This is a genomic window from Marinobacter sp., from assembly GCF_040882185.1.
GTDB lineage: Bacteria > Pseudomonadota > Gammaproteobacteria > Pseudomonadales > Oleiphilaceae > Marinobacter.
On sequence record NZ_JBBEBW010000032.1, the window covers coordinates 161,713 to 178,667 of the forward strand.

Consider the following 16,955-nt stretch of genomic DNA (forward strand, 5'->3'; position numbering starts at 1 on the left):
CGATTTACTCGAAAACCGGAATGATGTTTGCCCGCTCAATACTATCGAATGGAAGCAGGTACTCATGGTCATCGACAACAACCACAACATCCTGATCCTCAACACCTTTGAGCAGTCCCTGAAACTTTCTGCGTCCTTCGAACGCCATACGGAGACGGACCTGCACGTTATGGCCCACAAATGCCTCGTATTGTTCGAGACGAAACAGCGGCCTGTCCATACCTGGTGATGAGACTTCAAGGGTGTACTCGGACTGGATCGGATCTTCTACATCCAGTACACCACTGACCTGACGGCTGACTTTTTCGCAGTCTTCGACCCCGATACCATCCTCGGCATCGTCAATAAATACCCGGAGAAGGGACTGGTAGCCCTGAGACCGAAATTCAAGACCCCAGAACTCATACCCCAGGCCTTCTATAACCGGACGCAATATGGTTTCAAGTTGCTGTAACTTAGCTGACAAGTGGCTCACGTCTCCGTAACAATTTTGGTTGCCCCAAAAACAAAAAAAGGGCTGTTTATCAGCCCTTTTCATGCACCAGGGCCTGCTGCGCCAGGCCCCGTAATCAAAAAGCCCCTGACACTCAGATGCGCTGGAAATACTCAACGCGATCTGCCTTGGGGCTCCTTGTAGCAAGAACTAGCAGGTGCCTCTACCACAGCCCCTGCCGACAGACACCTGGCCTGTCTTGAGCGAATCTGGCACCGCCAAAACCCGCTGCAATAATCGCCGGAGTATAAGGACGCCAGCCATACTGGTCAAGGACTGACCAAAAAAAACGGCTTGGGTGTTCCAAGCCGCTCTTCAAAAGTGGTGCCGATGGCCGGACTCGAACCGGCACAGCTTTCGCCACTACCCCCTCAAGATAGCGTGTCTACCAGTTCCACCACATCGGCTACAAACTTCACTCGAGCTCGGGGATAGAAGACTCGTCCCCGCTCTCGTCTTCACTGGAACGCATTTCACCGGCAGGCGCCTCATCTGCGGCCGCTGGCGATTCTTGAACCATCGGAATACCCGCCTGACCAGCAACTTCCGCGCGCTCCTTGGCAAAAATTGCCAGAGAAAAACTCGTCACAAAAAACACGATCGCCAGAAGGGTTGTGGCCCGAGTCAAAAAGCTGCCACTGCCCTGACTTCCGAATACTGTCTGTGAGGCTCCGCCGCCTCCAAAAGCCGCACCGGCATCCGCACCTTTGCCGTGCTGGATCAGAACAAGACCCACCAGCGCCACCGCGATCACGACATGCACAACGACTACCAGTGTTTCCATCCAATCCATAAATTATCTCTCAAAACTCGCTTGAAACTTAGGGCTTTAATGTCAGACCGCGCGACAAATATTCACGAAATCGTCTGCTATCAGCGATGCCCCGCCAATCAGGCCGCCATCAATATCGGGTTGCTCAAACAGCTCGCGGGCATTATCAGGTTTGACGCTGCCTCCGTAAAGGAGGGAAACATCAGAAGCTGGAGCACCCATTGAACCCAGCACGTTTCTCATATGGAGATGCATTGCCTGGGCGTCCTTCGCGGTTGCCGTCTTACCGGTCCCGATGGCCCAAACCGGCTCATAGGCGACCATTACTTTATTCCAGGAATTGCTGTCCAGACTCTGCAAAGCTGCCTGTAATTGCCTTGATACAACGTCTTCTGCCTGACCTGCCTGGCGCTCTGAAAGCGTCTCGCCTATACATAGCAAGGCAACCAATCCGGACTTCAAAACCTGCTGAACCTTATCCGCCACAACCTGATCAGACTCACCGAATAACTGTCTGCGCTCAGAGTGCCCTACAAGCACATACTCACAACCAACATCGGCAGCCATTTTCGCTGAGACCTCGCCAGTGTAGGCACCTTGATCCCATTGTGCAGTATTCTGGATACCAACCGTGAATGAGGCATCCGATATCAAACGCCGGATCTCTGCAACGTAAAGTGAGGGAGGAATAATAACAACCTCAACATCTTTATCAAGCACTGAAAGCTGAACTTTCAATTCACTAATCAGCGACTTGGCAAAGCCCCCTGATCCGTTCATTTTCCAGTTTGCTGCTACTATTTTACGTCGCATCTTAACCCCATAAATCACGGGAGGCGGAACTATACAGCAGTCAATTCAATCAGACAACCGGATTCAGGCCGAGGAATTGGAAACCACAGCCGCAAGATCTTCGGCTATCCGCGCTATCAAGGCTGCATCCTGACCTTCGGCCATAACCCGTATCAGCGGCTCGGTGCCAGAAGCCCGCAACAGGATTCGACCGGTACTTCCGAGCTCACGCTCTGCCGCAGACACTGCATCAACAATGTCTTCCCGTGCGAGCGGATCAAAGCGCTCGGCGATGCGCACGTTGATCATGGTCTGCGGCAGTTTGGTCATCGCCTGGCGGAGCTCACCCAAAGACTTTCCCGAACGCCAGATCGCGAGCAGTACCTGAAGAGCAGACACGATACCATCGCCCGTAGAGGTACAATCCCGAAGAACCAGATGGCCGGACCCTTCGCCACCCAGCACCCAGCCATTTTTGACCAACTGCTCCATGACATAACGATCGCCAACCTTTGCACGTTCGAAGGCAATACCCTGATCCTGCAGCGCCAATTCAACCCCAAGATTGGTCATCAACGTGCCCACCACTCCCCCTGACAACGTGCCTGCGGCTTTGCGCTGGGAGGCAATAATAAAGAGCAATTCATCGCCGTCGACATATGAGCCGTCACGATCAATCATCAGCACTCGGTCACCATCGCCGTCAAATGCGATACCAAGATCGGCGTTCTTCTCCGCAACGGCATTACGAAGCGACTCCATATGCGTGGAGCCGACATTAAGATTGATATTCAGCCCGTCCGGATCAGCACCGATTACAGAGACTTTAGCTCCCAACTCCCTGAACACTTTGGGAGCCACGTGATAAGTCGCTCCATGCGCACAATCAAGGACGATCTTCAGTCCTTCAAGCGTAAATTCGTTGGGCACGGTGCTTTTACAGAATTCGACATAGCGCCCCGGTGCATCATCGACCCGGAACGCTTTGCCCAACTCACCCGAATCACAAACTACGATCGGCTCACTCAGCCAACGTTCAATTTCAGACTCGAGGTGATCGTCAAGCTTCGTCCCGGCAGCCGAGAAAAACTTGATGCCATTATCGTGGTGCGGATTATGGGACGCGCTGATCACGATCCCCGCCGATGCCCGAAAGGTTCGGGTCAGGTATGCGATAGCGGGAGTTGGCATTGGCCCCAGCAGCTTTACATCGACGCCAGCGGCAGAGAGCCCCGCTTCCAGCGCGCTCTCAAACATGTAACCGGATAAACGGGTATCTTTACCGATTAATACGCTGTTGCGTTGACCGTCGCGCTTGAAGGCCATGCCCGCTGCCCAACCCAGTTTGAGCATGAAGTCAGGCGTGATGGGTGCCTCGCCAACCCGGCCTCTAATGCCATCAGTACCAAAGTATTTTCGCTCTGTCATTGAACCACCTCTTCCATAGCCGCGACGACCTTGACCGCATCAACGGTTTCCCTTACATCGTGAACCCGAATAATGGATGCACCTTTCATGGCCGCTATTGTCGCGGCTGCGAGCCCAGCAGGCAACCTTTCCGAAACATCTCTCCCGGTGATCTCACCTAACATACTTTTCCGTGACACCCCTACCAGAACCGGATAGCCCAATGCCCGCATCTGCGCCAACCCAGCCAACAACTCGAGGTTGTGGTTGAGGTTCTTGCCAAATCCGAAACCAGGATCCAGCAGGATATGACGCGCCAGAACGCCAGCCTCTTCAACCAAGCGCACACGTGACATCAGAAAGCTGGCAACCTCACGGCTGACATTGTCGTATTCCGGCTTAACCTGCATGTCACCGGGCTGACCTTTCATGTGCGTCAGGCACACCGGGACACCTGCCTCAACCGCAGCCTTCACAGCGCCATCACGTTGCAACGCGCGCACATCGTTGATAAAGCTGGCCCCAAGGCGTACCGATTCTGTCATTACTTCGGGAGTGCTGGTATCTACCGAGATGACAGTATCCAGCTCGGCCGCTATCGCCTCCACAACCGGACATACCCGGTCGAGCTCTTCCTGAACCGATATCGAGGCTGATCCCGGCCGGGTGGACTCGCCACCGATATCCACAAACGCAGCACCATCATTTACCATTCGCCGCGCCTGCACCAGAGCTGCATCTCGTTGATTGAAACGCCCCCCATCAGAAAATGAGTCCGGTGTTACGTTAAGGATTCCCATCACGTGGCAGCGAGCAAGGTCCAGAGATCGTCCGGCAAAATTCATCAACATATTCAGAAATCCCCAATTGGGCTGGAGAAATAGCAAAAAAAACGCCGCCCGTTTCAAGGGCGGCGCTTATTGGATACTGTCACAACTGAGTTGGCCAACAATCACCGCTTGGCTCGTGACAGAAAGTTTGGCTAATGCTCTCCGGCAGGGCGACCAACGCTTCCCGTGGGGCGACCGTCATCCGGAGTTCCATCAGGGGCAGCCTGACCACCCGATCCTTCAACCGGCACGCCACCACTGGGACCGCTATCATTCCAACCCTTGGGCGGACGCGGTGTACGCCCCTCCATAATGTCGTCAATCTGCAATCGGTCGATGGTTTCATACTTCATCAGGGCGTCGGCCATATCATCGAGCTTGTCCCTGTTATCTACCAGCAACTGACGAGCTTTTTCGTAACACTCATCAATAATGCTTCGAACTTCTTCGTCGATGCGCTGAGCAGTTTCAGGCGAGTAGATCGTCTGGGCCTGTCCGGCGGAACGACCAATGAAAGGCTCTTCAGCATCAGTATCGTACTGCAACGGCCCCAGTTTTTCGGAGAGACCCCAGCGGGTAACCATATTACGAGCCAGTTTTGTGGCCCGCTCAATATCGTTGGATGCGCCGGTTGTTACCCCATCAAAACCAAGCGTAAGCTCTTCGGCCAGGCGACCACCAAACAGACTGCAGATCTGGCCAATCAGGAAGCGCTTGCTGTGGCTGTATTTGTCCTCTTCTGGCAGGAACATGGTGACACCCAATGCCCGCCCCCGGGGAATGATACTCACCTTGTAAACCGGGTCATGCTCAGGCATCAAGCGACCGATGATTGCGTGACCGGATTCATGGTACGCGGTGTTCAATTTTTCTTTCTCATTCATCACCATGGACTTACGTTCAGCGCCCATCATGATCTTGTCTTTCGCCAGCTCCAATTCTTCCATGGTAACCAGACGCTGATTGCGACGGGCTGCGAACAAAGCGGCCTCGTTAATCAGGTTAGCCAGGTCAGCACCGGAAAAGCCAGGTGTGCCCCGTGCTATCAGTGCAGGCTCAACACCATCCGCCAAAGGTACCTTCTTCATATGCACCTTAAGGATTTGCTCACGACCGATGATGTCCGGCAAACCGACCACAACCTGCCGGTCAAAACGACCCGGGCGAAGCAGCGCAGGATCAAGAACATCCGGACGGTTGGTAGCAGCAATGACAATAACGCCTTCGTTGCCTTCAAAGCCGTCCATTTCCACCAGCAGCTGGTTAAGTGTCTGCTCACGCTCGTCGTGACCACCACCCATACCGGCACCACGATGGCGGCCAACGGCGTCAATCTCGTCGATAAAGATAATGCACGGGCTCTGCTTCTTGGCCTGCTCAAACATATCCCGGACCCGGGACGCACCCACACCCACGAACATCTCGACGAAGTCCGAACCGGAAATTGAGAAGAAAGGCACCTTGGCTTCACCCGCAATAGCCTTGGCGAGCAGGGTTTTACCAGTACCGGGCGAGCCGACCATCAACACCCCTTTCGGAATACGACCACCGAGACGCTGAAATTTGCTGGGATCGCGGAGAAAATCAACGATCTCCTTGACGTCTTCCTTGGCCTCATCAACACCGGCAACGTCCGCGAAGGTCGTCTTGATCTGATCTTCGCTCATCAGGCGAGCCTTGCTTTTGCCAAAGGACATTGGTCCCTTGCCACCGCCGCCGCCCTGCATCTGCCGCATAAAGAAGACGAACAGAGCAATAATAATGAGTATCGGGAAGGCAGCCACCAGGAGCTGCGTCCAGATGCTCTGGCGTTCCGGCTCTTTACCGACGATTTCAACGTCGTTAGCCAGCAGATCATCCATCAGCTTGTTATCAGGCACCTGCGGACGAATTGTTTCGAACCGGCTGTTATCGCCTGACGTGCCCTGAATTTTAAGACCATCAATAGTGACTTGCCGCACCTGGCCCTGCTGGACCATCTGTACGAACTCCGAGTAATTAACTTGCTGACCGCTGGTTGTCGGTGTGAAGTTCTGAAACACCATCAGCAGCACGGCGGCTATTATTAGCCATAAAACCAGATTTTTTGCCATATCGTTCAAGGATCGTCACCTGTGAATTGAAAGGTCGCGTGTCAGACAGACCTTTTTCGACACCTTACACTACTTGTACGTCTGTCCACCAGAAACAGCCCATCCATATCGACCCCAAGGCGTGCCTCAACCTTTGAAACCTTTACAGACCTGATATATCTCCCGGGAGCGCGATCGGGAGGACTCCGGCTTTCGACTTACCACGCTGCTGAACGACTGACGCATAGCCGCCAACAATGATTCGAAACCCTCGCCCTGAAACACTTTGGCCACCAGTACACCCCCAGGAGTAAGTACTTGTTGCGCCATATCCAACGCCAGTTCGATCAAACCCATGGCTTTTGGAATATCTACCGCAGCCATACCACTCATATTGGGTGCCATATCTGAAATTACAACGTCCGCACGGCGATCTCCCAACAATTTCAACAAAGAATCCAGCACTTCCTGCTCAGTAAAGTCACCCTGCACAAAGCGCACCCCAGCGATTGGATCCATTGGCAAGATGTCACTGGCGATCACCACACCCTCATCCCCAATCCGCTCAACCGCTACCTGGGACCAGCCGCCGGGGGCCGCCCCCAAATCAACGACAACCTGGCCAGGCCTAAAAAGCCGATCCTTCTTATCAAGCTCAATAAGCTTATAACTGGCCCGGGAGCGGTAGCCGTCAGCTTGTGACTGTTTGACCCAGGCATCATCAAAATGTTCCTTCAGCCAGCGGTCGCTGGACTTTGAACGGGCCAAACTACACCTCCAGCAAGGGATTTCTGAATGAACGTCACCATAAGTGGTATCGACAATTTAACCACCGGCCGACTCTGATATAATCAGACTATTATACGGATCTGACGACCAGCATGTCGCCGACGATTTACTAATAACCATCATCAAGAGATTGAATTATGAGCCTGTCGCCTGAACAGCGTCGCGAGTACCGGACGATTGCCCACAACCTGAAGCCTGTAGTAATTATCGGCGACAAGGGCCTGACAGAGAACCTTCAGCAGGAACTTGACCGGGCGCTGAATGACCACGAATTAATTAAAGTTAAAATTGCCAGCCCGGATCGGGAACAACGGCAGGAACTTACCGACGCGCTCTGCAAAGCCTCCGGCGCGCAACTGGTTCAGAGTATCGGTAAAATCGCGGTGATTATGCGTCGCGCTGCCAAACCGAACCCTAAACTGTCGAACCTGCAACGCACGCAATGAGTCAGCGCTGAGCGCGGAAAGAAAAAAGCCGATATCAGGGGGCCCTGTGCTGGCTTTTTCGTGCTGGTGGCGGAGTCTATACGTGCTCCACTTCTTCAATCTCATACTCGACAGTGCCGGAAGGTACGCGAATGGCCACTACGTCGCCCTCACTCTTACCGATCAGGGCCCGGGCAATCGGTGAGGACACAGACAACCTGCCAGCCTTGATATCCGACTCATCTTCACCGCAAATCTGGTAGTGGACCTGCTCGTCGGTATCCACGTTCAACAGGTGCACGGTGACCCCGAAAATAACCTTGCCGGTATTTTCGATAGTAGTGACATCAATCACTTGGGCCGCTGACAGCTTGGATTCAATTTCCTGAATCCGCCCTTCAATAAAACTCTGCTGCTCGCGCGCCGCATGATATTCAGCATTTTCTTTCAGATCGCCATGTTCCCTGGCGGTGGCAATTGCCTTAATTACCCGCGGACGATCCTCAGATTTGAGCTGCTTAAGCTCTTCCCGAAGGCTGGCTTCGCCAATAACAGTCATAGGTACTCGGGTTGTCATAACGTTCACTTTCCTGCGTGCAGTTCCTGGAGCCGGCGCACCGTTCTCTCAGGCCCAAAATTAATTGCCCGGCAGAAAGCTTCGCCTCCCGCCAGCGTTGTTGTATAGGCCACTTTACGTTGCAAGGCGGACTGGCGAATTTGCGCGGAATCCGATATTGCCTTGCGGCCTTCTGTTGTATTGATAATCAACTGGATCTGATCATTCTTGATCGCATCAACAATATGCGGTCGACCCTCACGCATCTTGTTGACACGCTCAACGGCAATGCCCGCAGCGCGTAACGATTGCGCGGTGCCGGTCGTGGCAATCAGCTTGAAACCCGCGGCTACCAAGTCACGGGCCACTTTGAGCGCGCCAGGCTTATCCACATCGCGTACTGAAATAAAGGCAGTCCCCTGCACCGGTAAGCGCTCACCCGCCGCCAGTGCAGCCTTGGCAAATGCTTCATCAAAGCTGTCACCGATTCCCATCACTTCGCCGGTTGACTTCATTTCCGGCCCAAGGATCGGATCCACCGCAGGAAACTTGCTGAACGGAAACACGGACTCTTTCACCGCAAAGTGAGTGGGGATGATTTCCGTGGTGAAGTTCTGCTCCACCAACGAAGTTCCCGCCATGCAGCGCGCCGCCACCTTCGCCAGTGAGACACCGATGGCCTTCGAAACGAACGGAACTGTACGAGAGGCTCGCGGGTTCACCTCAATAACGTAAACCTTGTCGTCCTGCCATGCCAACTGCACGTTCATCAGGCCAACAACATCGAGCTCCAGGGCCATCTTGCGAACGGTTTCCCGCATTTCGTCCTGCACGGCTGCCGGCAAGGTATAAGGCGGAAGCGAACAGGCCGAGTCGCCGGAATGAACCCCTGCTTGCTCGATGTGCTGCATGATGCCCCCAATGACCACGTCCTTGCCGTCGCAAATGGCGTCAATATCAACCTCGATAGCGGCGTTAAGAAAGTGGTCCAGCAATACAGGGCTGTCGTTAGAGACTAGCACCGCGCTGCGCATATAGCGCACAAGCTCGGCTTCGTCATAGACGATTTCCATTGCGCGCCCGCCCAAAACGTAGGAGGGACGCACCACTAAAGGATAGCCAATCTCACGGGCAGCCAGAAGCCCCTCCTCCTGGCTTCGCACGGTAGCGTTCTCAGGCTGAAGCAGGTTGAGCCGGGTAATCATCTGCTGAAACCGCTCCCGGTCCTCAGCGCGGTCGATCGCATCCGGACTGGTACCAATGATAGGTACACCAGCGGCTTCAAGACCTCGGGCCAGCTTCAAAGGCGTCTGGCCACCGTACTGGACGATCACACCTTTGGGCTTTTCGACGTGAATGATTTCCAGCACGTCTTCGAGGGTTATCGGCTCGAAGTACAAGCGATCGGAGGTATCGTAGTCCGTCGACACCGTTTCCGGGTTGCAGTTGATCATGATGGTCTCATAGCCGTCTTCCCGCATAGCCAGAGCCGCATGCACACAGCAATAATCGAACTCAATGCCCTGACCGATACGGTTCGGGCCACCACCAATCACGACGATCTTCTCTCGATTCGTCGGCTCCGCCTCGCACTCTTCCTCATAGGTTGAATACAGGTAGGCTGTGGAGGAGGCAAACTCAGCCGCACAGGTATCAACGCGCTTGTAGACCGGACGGATATTCAACTCATGCCGCAGTTTGCGCAGGCTGACCTCAGAGATGCCCAACAGCTTCGCAATCCGACCATCGGAAAAGCCTTTGCGTTTCAGGCGGAACAAGGTTTTGTAGTCGATATCGGCCTTACCGACAGTCTTGAGCTCGACCTCCTCTCGAATCAGGTCCTCGATCTGCGCCAAATACCACGGATCTACCTTGGTATGCTGGAAAACTTCATCCACCGACATACCCTTACGAAACGCATCGCCGATATACCAGATCCGCTCGGCACCAGGGACGTTGAGTTCACGGGTGAGATTTTCACAGCCGTCTCTGGTCGAAACATCGACCATTTCTTCAAAGCCTTCAGAGCCTACTTCCAGACCACGCAACGCTTTCTGGACCGATTCCTGGAACGTGCGGCCAATAGCCATTACTTCACCCACGGATTTCATTTGGGTGGTGAGTCGGGCATCTGCTTGCGGAAATTTTTCAAAGGTAAAACGCGGAATTTTGGTTACAACGTAATCGATGCTGGGCTCAAACGACGCTGGCGTAATCCCACCGGTGATTTCATTCTGGAGCTCATCCAGCGTGTAACCCACCGCTAACTTGGCGGCGACCTTGGCAATCGGAAAACCGGTCGCCTTGGAAGCCAGCGCCGATGACCGGGAAACCCTGGGGTTCATCTCGATCACCACCATGCGACCATTTTCCGGATTGATACCGAACTGGACGTTGGAACCGCCAGTTTCCACACCTATTTCGCGCAGAACCGCCAGGGAGGCGTTCCGCATGATCTGATATTCTTTGTCGGTCAGGGTCTGAGCCGGGGCCACGGTGATGGAGTCGCCAGTGTGTACACCCATGGCATCGAAATTCTCGATCGTACAGATGATGATGCAGTTGTCGTTACGATCACGCACCACTTCCATCTCGTACTCTTTCCACCCGATCAGCGACTCGTCGATCAGCAGTTCATTAGTAGGTGACAAATCGAGGCCGCGGGTACAGATCTCTTCAAATTCATCGCGGTTGTAGGCGATACCGCCACCGGACCCGCCCATGGTGAAAGACGGGCGGATAATACAGGGGAAACCAATGCTGTCCAGCACCTGGAAGGCTTCTGCCATGGAATGCGCCATCGACGCCCTGGGTGTATCCAGGTTAATGGCCTTCATAGCCTTGTCAAACCGATCACGGTCTTCAGCCTTATCGATGGTGTCCGCGTTGGCACCAATCATTTCGACACCGTGCTCCTGCAGTACGCCGTGCTTCTCGAGATCCAATGCGCAGTTCAAAGCTGTTTGTCCGCCCATAGTAGGCAGCAGCGCATCGGGCTTTTCCCGTTCAATAATCTTGGCAACGGTTTTCCAGGTGATCGGCTCAATATAGGTAGCGTCTGCCATCGCCGGGTCGGTCATGATAGTCGCCGGATTCGAGTTCACCAGAATAACGCGAAACCCTTCCTCACGGAGAGCTTTACAGGCCTGAGCCCCGGAATAGTCGAACTCACAAGCCTGACCGATGACGATGGGGCCGGCACCCAGGATAAGAACGCTTTTGATGTCGGTACGCTTTGGCATTTCGTTGTAAACCTGTCAGCAAACTATAAATTCATGCAGCGCATAACGCGGCTGTGGAATGGTGGAAGACCCGCAATCAGGCCGCTCGCTCTTCCATCAGTCGGACAAACTCGTCAAACAGGGGCGCGACGTCGTGGGGCCCCGGGCTTGCTTCCGGATGGCCCTGGAAACTGAAGGCGGGCTTGTCCTTACGCCGGATGCCCTGCAGGGTGCCATCAAACAGTGACTTGTAGGTAGCTTCCAGATTGTCTGGCAAGCTGGTTTCGTCCACTGCAAAGCCGTGGTTCTGACTGGTGATCATTACTTCACCAGTGGCGAGGTTCTGAACCGGATGGTTGGCACCGTGATGTCCATGTCCCATCTTGAGCGTTTTGCCACCACTCGCCAGGGCTAATAGCTGATGGCCGAGACAGATACCAAACACAGGAATTTCGGTTTCGAGCACTTCCTTGATTGCCTGGATGGCGTAATCGCATGGCTCCGGATCACCGGGCCCGTTCGACAGGAAGATACCGTCCGGCGACATCGCCAGAACATCTGCTGCAGGCGTCGTGGCTGGAACAATGGTGACGTCGCAGCCGCGGGATGCAAGCATGCGCAAGATATTGAACTTGATACCGTAATCCCAGGCCACCACTTTGAAGCGCGTTTGTTGCCCAAGGCCATAGCCGGAATCCAGATCCCATTCGGTCTGGTCCCATTTCCATACCCTGTTCGCACTGACTTCTTTTGCCAGATCCATGCCTTTGAGGCCCGGAAAATCCTTAGCTAATTCGAGCGCCCGCTCGGCTGTCGCGCCTGCCCCCGCCACAATGGCACCACTCTGGGAACCCTTGTCCCGCAGAATGCGGGTCAACCGACGAGTATCAATATCGGCGATGCCGACAACATTGGCATCACGCAGGTATTGATCAAGCGTACTGGTGGAGCGCCAGCTGCTGGCCAACAACGGCAGATCCCGAATAACCAGACCAGCGGCCTGGATACGATCAGACTCGACGTCTTCCTCGTTAACTCCGGTGTTGCCGATGTGGGGATAGGTCAGGGTAACGATCTGGCGCGAATAGGATGGGTCGGTCAGGATTTCCTGATACCCGGTCATGGCAGTATTGAAGACAACCTCGCCGCTGGTTTCTCCGTCAGCGCCTATGGCGATACCGTAAAACAGGCTGCCGTCTGCGAGTGCAAGGATTGCTGGTGTGCTCAAGGCTTGTATCCTCATCGAGTGGCGTATCGTCAGTTCCGAATCGAGCCCCGCAAAACAGCGGACTCCAACGTCACGAACAGGAACGCAAGCGCAAATTCAGGTCGCAAAAAAGCGAGAGGGGTACTGAAACCTCTCTCGCTTCTTCGATGCTAGCTTTTCAGGCTACGCTTGGTGCAGTTAAACCGCCTTATTGTAGGAAAATGGGCGGTCTGTGTCCACGGCTAATGTCCTGTTCAACAACAGGGCTACTTCAGCGAAAGCACATCCTGCATGTCGTAGAGGCCTGCCGGCTTGTCTGCCAGCCACTGAGCGGCGCGCACCGCACCTTTGGCGAAGGTCATCCGACTGCTTGCCTTGTGGGTGATTTCAATCCGCTCACCGATACCTGCAAACAGCACGGTATGATCACCGACAACATCCCCGGCCCGGACAGTTTCAAAACCTATTTCCGTTCGCGAACGCTCGCCGGTGAAGCCCTCACGACCATAAACCGCACAGGTCTTGAGGTCCCGGCCTAGCGCATCTGCAACAACCTCTCCCATGCGAACCGCCGTGCCGGAAGGCGCATCTTTTTTGTGGCGGTGATGGGTTTCGATGATTTCAACATCGTAATCGTCACCCAGGGCTTCGGCCGCTGTTTTTAACAGATTCAGCGCGACATTGACTCCGACACTCATATTAGGAGCAAACACAACCGGAACGGTCTCACTTGCGGCCCCAAGCTGAAGCTTTTCAGACTCGGTCAGGCCGGTGGTGCCAATCACCATCTGCTTACCATGCTCTTGGCAGAAGGAGAGATTCTCCAGAGTCAGGTCCGGGAACGTAAAATCGATGAGAACATCAAAATCGTCGACCGCTTCAGAAAGCTTGCCAACCAGTGCCACTCCGAGCCTACCCACACCGGCCACTTCCCCTGCGTCGGCGCCAATCAATGAGCTGTCCGGATTTACGATGGCAGCTCCCAGGGTAACGTCAGTTGCATCCTGAACCGCTTCTATCAGGACTTTGCCCATGCGACCTGCAGCTCCGGTTATCGCTACCCTCATGTTGACCATCCTCAGAACTTCATTTCATCGAAAAAACTTTTAACACCTTCAAACCAGGAAGTCTTCTTGGGCCCATGCTGGCTACCATTTCCGTCATCCAGCGTTTCCTGGAATTCCCCGAGCAATTCTTTCTGGCGCTTGGTCAGATTTACAGGCGTTTCCACCATAACCCGACACAACAAATCGCCCGCCGGGCCACCGCGCACTGGCGCTACACCTTTATTTCTCAGGCGGAAAAGCTTTCCGGTCTGGGTCTCTGTCGGTATCTTCAGCTTGACCCGGCCATCGAGTGTGGGCACTTCAAGCTCACCGCCCAGAGCGGCATCTACAATGCTGATCGGCACTTCACAGTACAGATTTCGACCATCCCGGGTGAATATGGAGTGCTCACGTACCGCGACTTGCACATAAAGATCCCCAGCCGGGCCACCCTCTACGCCCATTTCGCCTTCACCTGTGAGCCGAATACGATCACCTGTGTCGACGCCCGGCGGCACTTTTACAGAAAGCGTTTTCTGTTCCTCGATCCGGCCAGCGCCGCGACAGACCTTACAGGGATTCTTGATGATCTGGCCGGAACCCCGACAGGTCGGACAGGCCTGCTGGACCGTGAAGAAACCCTGCTGCATCCGCACCTGCCCCATACCATTACAGGTACTGCAGCTCTCCGGACGGGAGCCCTTCTCCGCTCCGGAGCCATCACAGGTATTGCACTCAACATGACCCGGCACGCGAATCTTGACGGTGGTTCCCTTGACGGCCTCTTCCAGATCGAGCTCCAGAGTATAGCGAAGATCCGCTCCGCGGGTCGTACGCCCACGACCGCCGCCGCCAAAGATATCACCGAACACATCACCAAAAATGTCCGAGAAACTACCCCCGGCTCCACCGAAACCTCCAGCGCCACCGGCCTGGCCATCCACACCCGCATGGCCGAACTGGTCATAGGCGCCGCGCTTCGAAGAATCCGAGAGCACCTCGTAAGCCTCACTGGCTTCCTTGAACTTGTTTACGGCGTCCACGTCGTCGGGATTTCGGTCCGGGTGATACTTCATTGCAAGCTTACGATACGCTCGCTTTACTTCCTTCTCATCCGCATCCCGGGCTACACCCAGAATTTCGTAGTAATCGCGCTTGGCCATGCTATAAACCCTGTTTTTTTGTGCCGGCAGCGGGGAGCCGGAACATCATCATTCTGATTCGAAGACGAAGCAGGGTTTCCCTGCCTCACTGGATCCCCTGCGGGCATCCTTTAAAACGCGGAAAACGCGGGGAGGACTCCCCGCGTTTTTCCAGACTGACAACCGCCTCGTTTAGCGCTTGTCTTCGTCTTTTACTTCTTCGAACTCAGCATCAACGGCGTCGTCTTTAGTCTCAGCCTGTTCCGCACCCTGGCCCTCAGCACTTTGTGCCTGCTCGGCCTGGTCCGCGTACATTTTCTGAGCCATTTCAGAGGACGCTTCAGTGAGCTTCTGAGTCTTGGCTTCGATAGCTTCCTTGTCGGTGCCAGTCAAAGCTTCTTCCAGGTCCTTGATCGCCGCTTCAATTGTTTCCCTCTCTTCCGCACTGACTTTGTCACCCGCTTCGGTCAGCGTCTTACGAACGCTGTGGACCATAGCGTCGCCCTGGTTGCGAACAGTGACCAACTCTTCGAATTTACGGTCTTCATCCGCATTCGCCTCAGCATCGCGAACCATTTTCTCGATCTCTTCATCATTGAGACCAGAAGATGCCTTGATGACAATCGACTGCTCTTTGCCAGTTGCCTTGTCTTTTGCAGACACGTTCAGGATACCGTTGGCATCAATATCGAAGGTGACTTCGATCTGCGGAACCCCACGGGAAGCTGGCGGAATATCGGCCAGGTCAAAGCGCCCCAGAGATTTATTCTGGGTAGCTTGCTTACGCTCACCCTGCACTACGTGGATGGTGACCGCAGTCTGATTATCATCAGCAGTAGAGAAAGTCTGCGACTTCTTGGTCGGAATCGTGGTGTTCTTTTCGATTAGCGGGGTTGCAACACCACCCATGGTCTCGATACCCAGGGTCAATGGTGTCACGTCCAGCAGCAGAACATCCTTGACGTCACCTGAAAGCACAGCGGCCTGAATTGCAGCACCTACTGCTACGGCTTCATCAGGGTTAACGTCTTTACGGGCTTCCTTACCGAAGAAGGCTTTTACCTTTTCCTGCACCATCGGCATCCGCGTTTGGCCGCCGACCAGAATCACTTCCTCAATTTCGCTGTTCTTCATGCCAGCGTCTTCCAGCGCCACCTTACAAGGCGCCAGGCTACGTTCGACCAGCTCTTCAACCAGTGATTCAAGCTTGGCACGGGTCAGCTTAACATTCATGTGCTTCGGACCGCTGGCATCAGCTGTGACATACGGCAGATTGACGTCGGTTTGCTGGCTGCTTGAAAGCTCGATTTTCGCCTTTTCAGCCGCTTCCTTCAGACGCTGCATTGCCAGGGAATCACCACGCAGATCGATCCCACTGTCTTTCTTGAACTGGTCGGCGAGGTATTCGATGATTTTCATATCGAAGTCTTCGCCACCCAGGAAGGTGTCGCCATTCGTGGCCAACACTTCAAACTGGTGCTCGCCATCGACATCGGCGATTTCGATAATCGAAATATCGAAGGTACCACCGCCCAGGTCATAGACAGCCACTGTTCGATCACCGCTCTTCTTGTCCATACCGTAGGCAAGGGCAGCAGCGGTAGGCTCGTTGATGATGCGCTTCACATCCAGCCCGGCGATCCGACCAGCGTCTTTGGTGGCCTGACGCTGGCTGTCGTTGAAGTAAGCAGGAACGGTAATGACCGCTTCCGTCACTTTCTCGCCCAGATAATCTTCTGCTGTCTTCTTCATCTTCTTGAGAATTTCAGCAGACACCTGCGGCGGCGCCATTTTCTCGCCCTTCACCTCAACCCACGCATCGCCATTATCAGCCTTGGATATCTTGTAAGGCACCATCTTGATATCTTTTTGCACAACGCTGTCTTCAAAACGACGGCCGATAAGACGCTTGATGGCATAAAGTGTGTTGTGAGGGTTGGTCACCGCCTGACGCTTGGCTGATTGCCCGACCAGTATCTCGCCATCTTCGGTATAAGCAACAATGGACGGCGTGGTACGATCACCTTCCGCGTTTTCAATAACTTTGACCTTGTCTCCATCCATGATGGCAACACAGGAGTTGGTTGTACCCAGGTCAATACCGATAATCTTGCTCATTGATTCACTCCAATTCGTTGTTCAATCTGGTTTTGGGCTTACGATTTATTCTGTTCAGCTTGTGCGCCGTTTAGTGCATATATTG

The 16,955-nt window shown here is 54.2% G+C and carries 14 protein-coding genes and 1 tRNA gene; 1 reads left to right on the forward strand and 14 read right to left on the reverse strand.

Annotated features, from left to right (window positions below; translation table 11 throughout):
- Positions 1-4 precede the first annotated feature (4 nt).
- The 8 genes from rimP to rlmE all read right to left on the reverse strand — a co-directional run bounded on the left by rimP (position 5) and on the right by rlmE (position 7,134).
- Complete coding sequence (gene rimP / locus WEB64_RS15780) at positions 5-466, reverse strand: ribosome maturation factor RimP (protein ID WP_368060536.1); 462 nt, start codon at positions 464-466, stop codon at positions 5-7.
- Between the two features lie 349 nt (positions 467-815).
- Positions 816-900: transfer RNA gene (locus WEB64_RS15785), tRNA-Leu, on the reverse strand.
- Between the two features lie 8 nt (positions 901-908).
- Positions 909-1,286, reverse strand: coding sequence for a preprotein translocase subunit SecG (secG, locus tag WEB64_RS15790; protein ID WP_368060534.1), 378 nt, complete (start codon positions 1,284-1,286; stop codon positions 909-911).
- A gap of 42 nt (positions 1,287-1,328) precedes the next feature.
- Positions 1,329-2,078: a triose-phosphate isomerase gene (gene tpiA / locus WEB64_RS15795; protein WP_368060532.1), complete on the reverse strand. Its 750-nt coding sequence runs from the start codon at positions 2,076-2,078 to the stop codon at positions 1,329-1,331.
- Between the two features lie 63 nt (positions 2,079-2,141).
- Positions 2,142-3,485: a phosphoglucosamine mutase gene (glmM, locus tag WEB64_RS15800; protein WP_368060530.1), complete on the reverse strand. Its 1,344-nt coding sequence runs from the start codon at positions 3,483-3,485 to the stop codon at positions 2,142-2,144.
- Entirely contained in the window at positions 3,482-4,315 is an 834-nt protein-coding gene (gene folP / locus WEB64_RS15805) for a dihydropteroate synthase (protein WP_368060528.1), read from the reverse strand. The genes glmM and folP overlap by 4 nt, the downstream gene beginning before the upstream one ends.
- Positions 4,316-4,446: 131 nt before the next feature.
- Positions 4,447-6,387: an ATP-dependent zinc metalloprotease FtsH gene (gene ftsH / locus WEB64_RS15810; protein ID WP_368060826.1), complete on the reverse strand. Its 1,941-nt coding sequence runs from the start codon at positions 6,385-6,387 to the stop codon at positions 4,447-4,449.
- A 126-nt stretch (positions 6,388-6,513) separates the two neighbouring features.
- Complete coding sequence (gene rlmE / locus WEB64_RS15815) at positions 6,514-7,134, reverse strand: 23S rRNA (uridine(2552)-2'-O)-methyltransferase RlmE (protein WP_368060526.1); 621 nt, start codon at positions 7,132-7,134, stop codon at positions 6,514-6,516.
- A gap of 158 nt (positions 7,135-7,292) precedes the next feature.
- Between rlmE and yhbY the strand changes: the two genes are divergently transcribed.
- Positions 7,293-7,601: a ribosome assembly RNA-binding protein YhbY gene (gene yhbY, locus WEB64_RS15820; RefSeq protein ID WP_368060524.1), complete on the forward strand. Its 309-nt coding sequence runs from the start codon at positions 7,293-7,295 to the stop codon at positions 7,599-7,601.
- 76 nt (positions 7,602-7,677) lie between these two features.
- Here yhbY and greA read toward each other — a convergent pair whose 3' ends face one another.
- The 6 genes from greA to dnaK form a co-directional block, all read right to left on the reverse strand.
- Positions 7,678-8,157, reverse strand: coding sequence for a transcription elongation factor GreA (gene greA, locus WEB64_RS15825; protein ID WP_368060522.1), 480 nt, complete (start codon positions 8,155-8,157; stop codon positions 7,678-7,680).
- A gap of 5 nt (positions 8,158-8,162) precedes the next feature.
- The gene (gene carB, locus WEB64_RS15830; RefSeq protein WP_368060520.1) at positions 8,163-11,378 is read right to left on the reverse strand and encodes a carbamoyl-phosphate synthase large subunit; all 3,216 of its coding nucleotides are present in this window, start codon (positions 11,376-11,378) and stop codon (positions 8,163-8,165) included.
- 76 nt (positions 11,379-11,454) lie between these two features.
- Positions 11,455-12,585, reverse strand: coding sequence for a glutamine-hydrolyzing carbamoyl-phosphate synthase small subunit (carA, locus tag WEB64_RS15835; protein WP_368060518.1), 1,131 nt, complete (start codon positions 12,583-12,585; stop codon positions 11,455-11,457).
- 245 nt (positions 12,586-12,830) lie between these two features.
- Entirely contained in the window at positions 12,831-13,631 is an 801-nt protein-coding gene (gene dapB, locus WEB64_RS15840; protein ID WP_368060516.1) for a 4-hydroxy-tetrahydrodipicolinate reductase, read from the reverse strand.
- Positions 13,632-13,642: 11 nt separating this feature from the next.
- Positions 13,643-14,773 carry a molecular chaperone DnaJ gene (dnaJ, locus tag WEB64_RS15845; protein WP_368060514.1) on the reverse strand — a complete coding sequence of 377 codons (1,131 nt, stop codon included), beginning with the start codon at positions 14,771-14,773 and terminating at the stop codon, positions 13,643-13,645.
- 171 nt (positions 14,774-14,944) lie between these two features.
- Positions 14,945-16,870, reverse strand: a complete 1,926-nt coding sequence (dnaK, locus tag WEB64_RS15850; protein ID WP_368060512.1) for a molecular chaperone DnaK — start codon at positions 16,868-16,870, stop codon at positions 14,945-14,947.
- Positions 16,871-16,955: the final 85 nt, after the last annotated feature.

Coding starts and splice junctions, on each gene's coding strand:
- secG (WP_368060534.1), bottom strand. CDS start 1,286: ATGGATTGGATGGAAACACTGGTAGTCGTTGTGCATGTCGTGATCGCG.
- tpiA (WP_368060532.1), bottom strand. CDS start 2,078: ATGCGACGTAAAATAGTAGCAGCAAACTGGAAAATGAACGGATCAGGG.
- glmM (WP_368060530.1), bottom strand. CDS start 3,485: ATGACAGAGCGAAAATACTTTGGTACTGATGGCATTAGAGGCCGGGTT.
- folP (WP_368060528.1), bottom strand. CDS start 4,315: ATGTTGATGAATTTTGCCGGACGATCTCTGGACCTTGCTCGCTGCCAC.
- ftsH (WP_368060826.1), bottom strand. CDS start 6,387: ATGGCAAAAAATCTGGTTTTATGGCTAATAATAGCCGCCGTGCTGCTG.
- yhbY (WP_368060524.1), top strand. CDS start 7,293: ATGAGCCTGTCGCCTGAACAGCGTCGCGAGTACCGGACGATTGCCCAC.
- greA (WP_368060522.1), bottom strand. CDS start 8,157: ATGACAACCCGAGTACCTATGACTGTTATTGGCGAAGCCAGCCTTCGG.
- carB (WP_368060520.1), bottom strand. CDS start 11,378: ATGCCAAAGCGTACCGACATCAAAAGCGTTCTTATCCTGGGTGCCGGC.
- dapB (WP_368060516.1), bottom strand. CDS start 13,631: ATGAGGGTAGCGATAACCGGAGCTGCAGGTCGCATGGGCAAAGTCCTG.
- dnaJ (WP_368060514.1), bottom strand. CDS start 14,773: ATGGCCAAGCGCGATTACTACGAAATTCTGGGTGTAGCCCGGGATGCG.
- dnaK (WP_368060512.1), bottom strand. CDS start 16,870: ATGAGCAAGATTATCGGTATTGACCTGGGTACAACCAACTCCTGTGTT.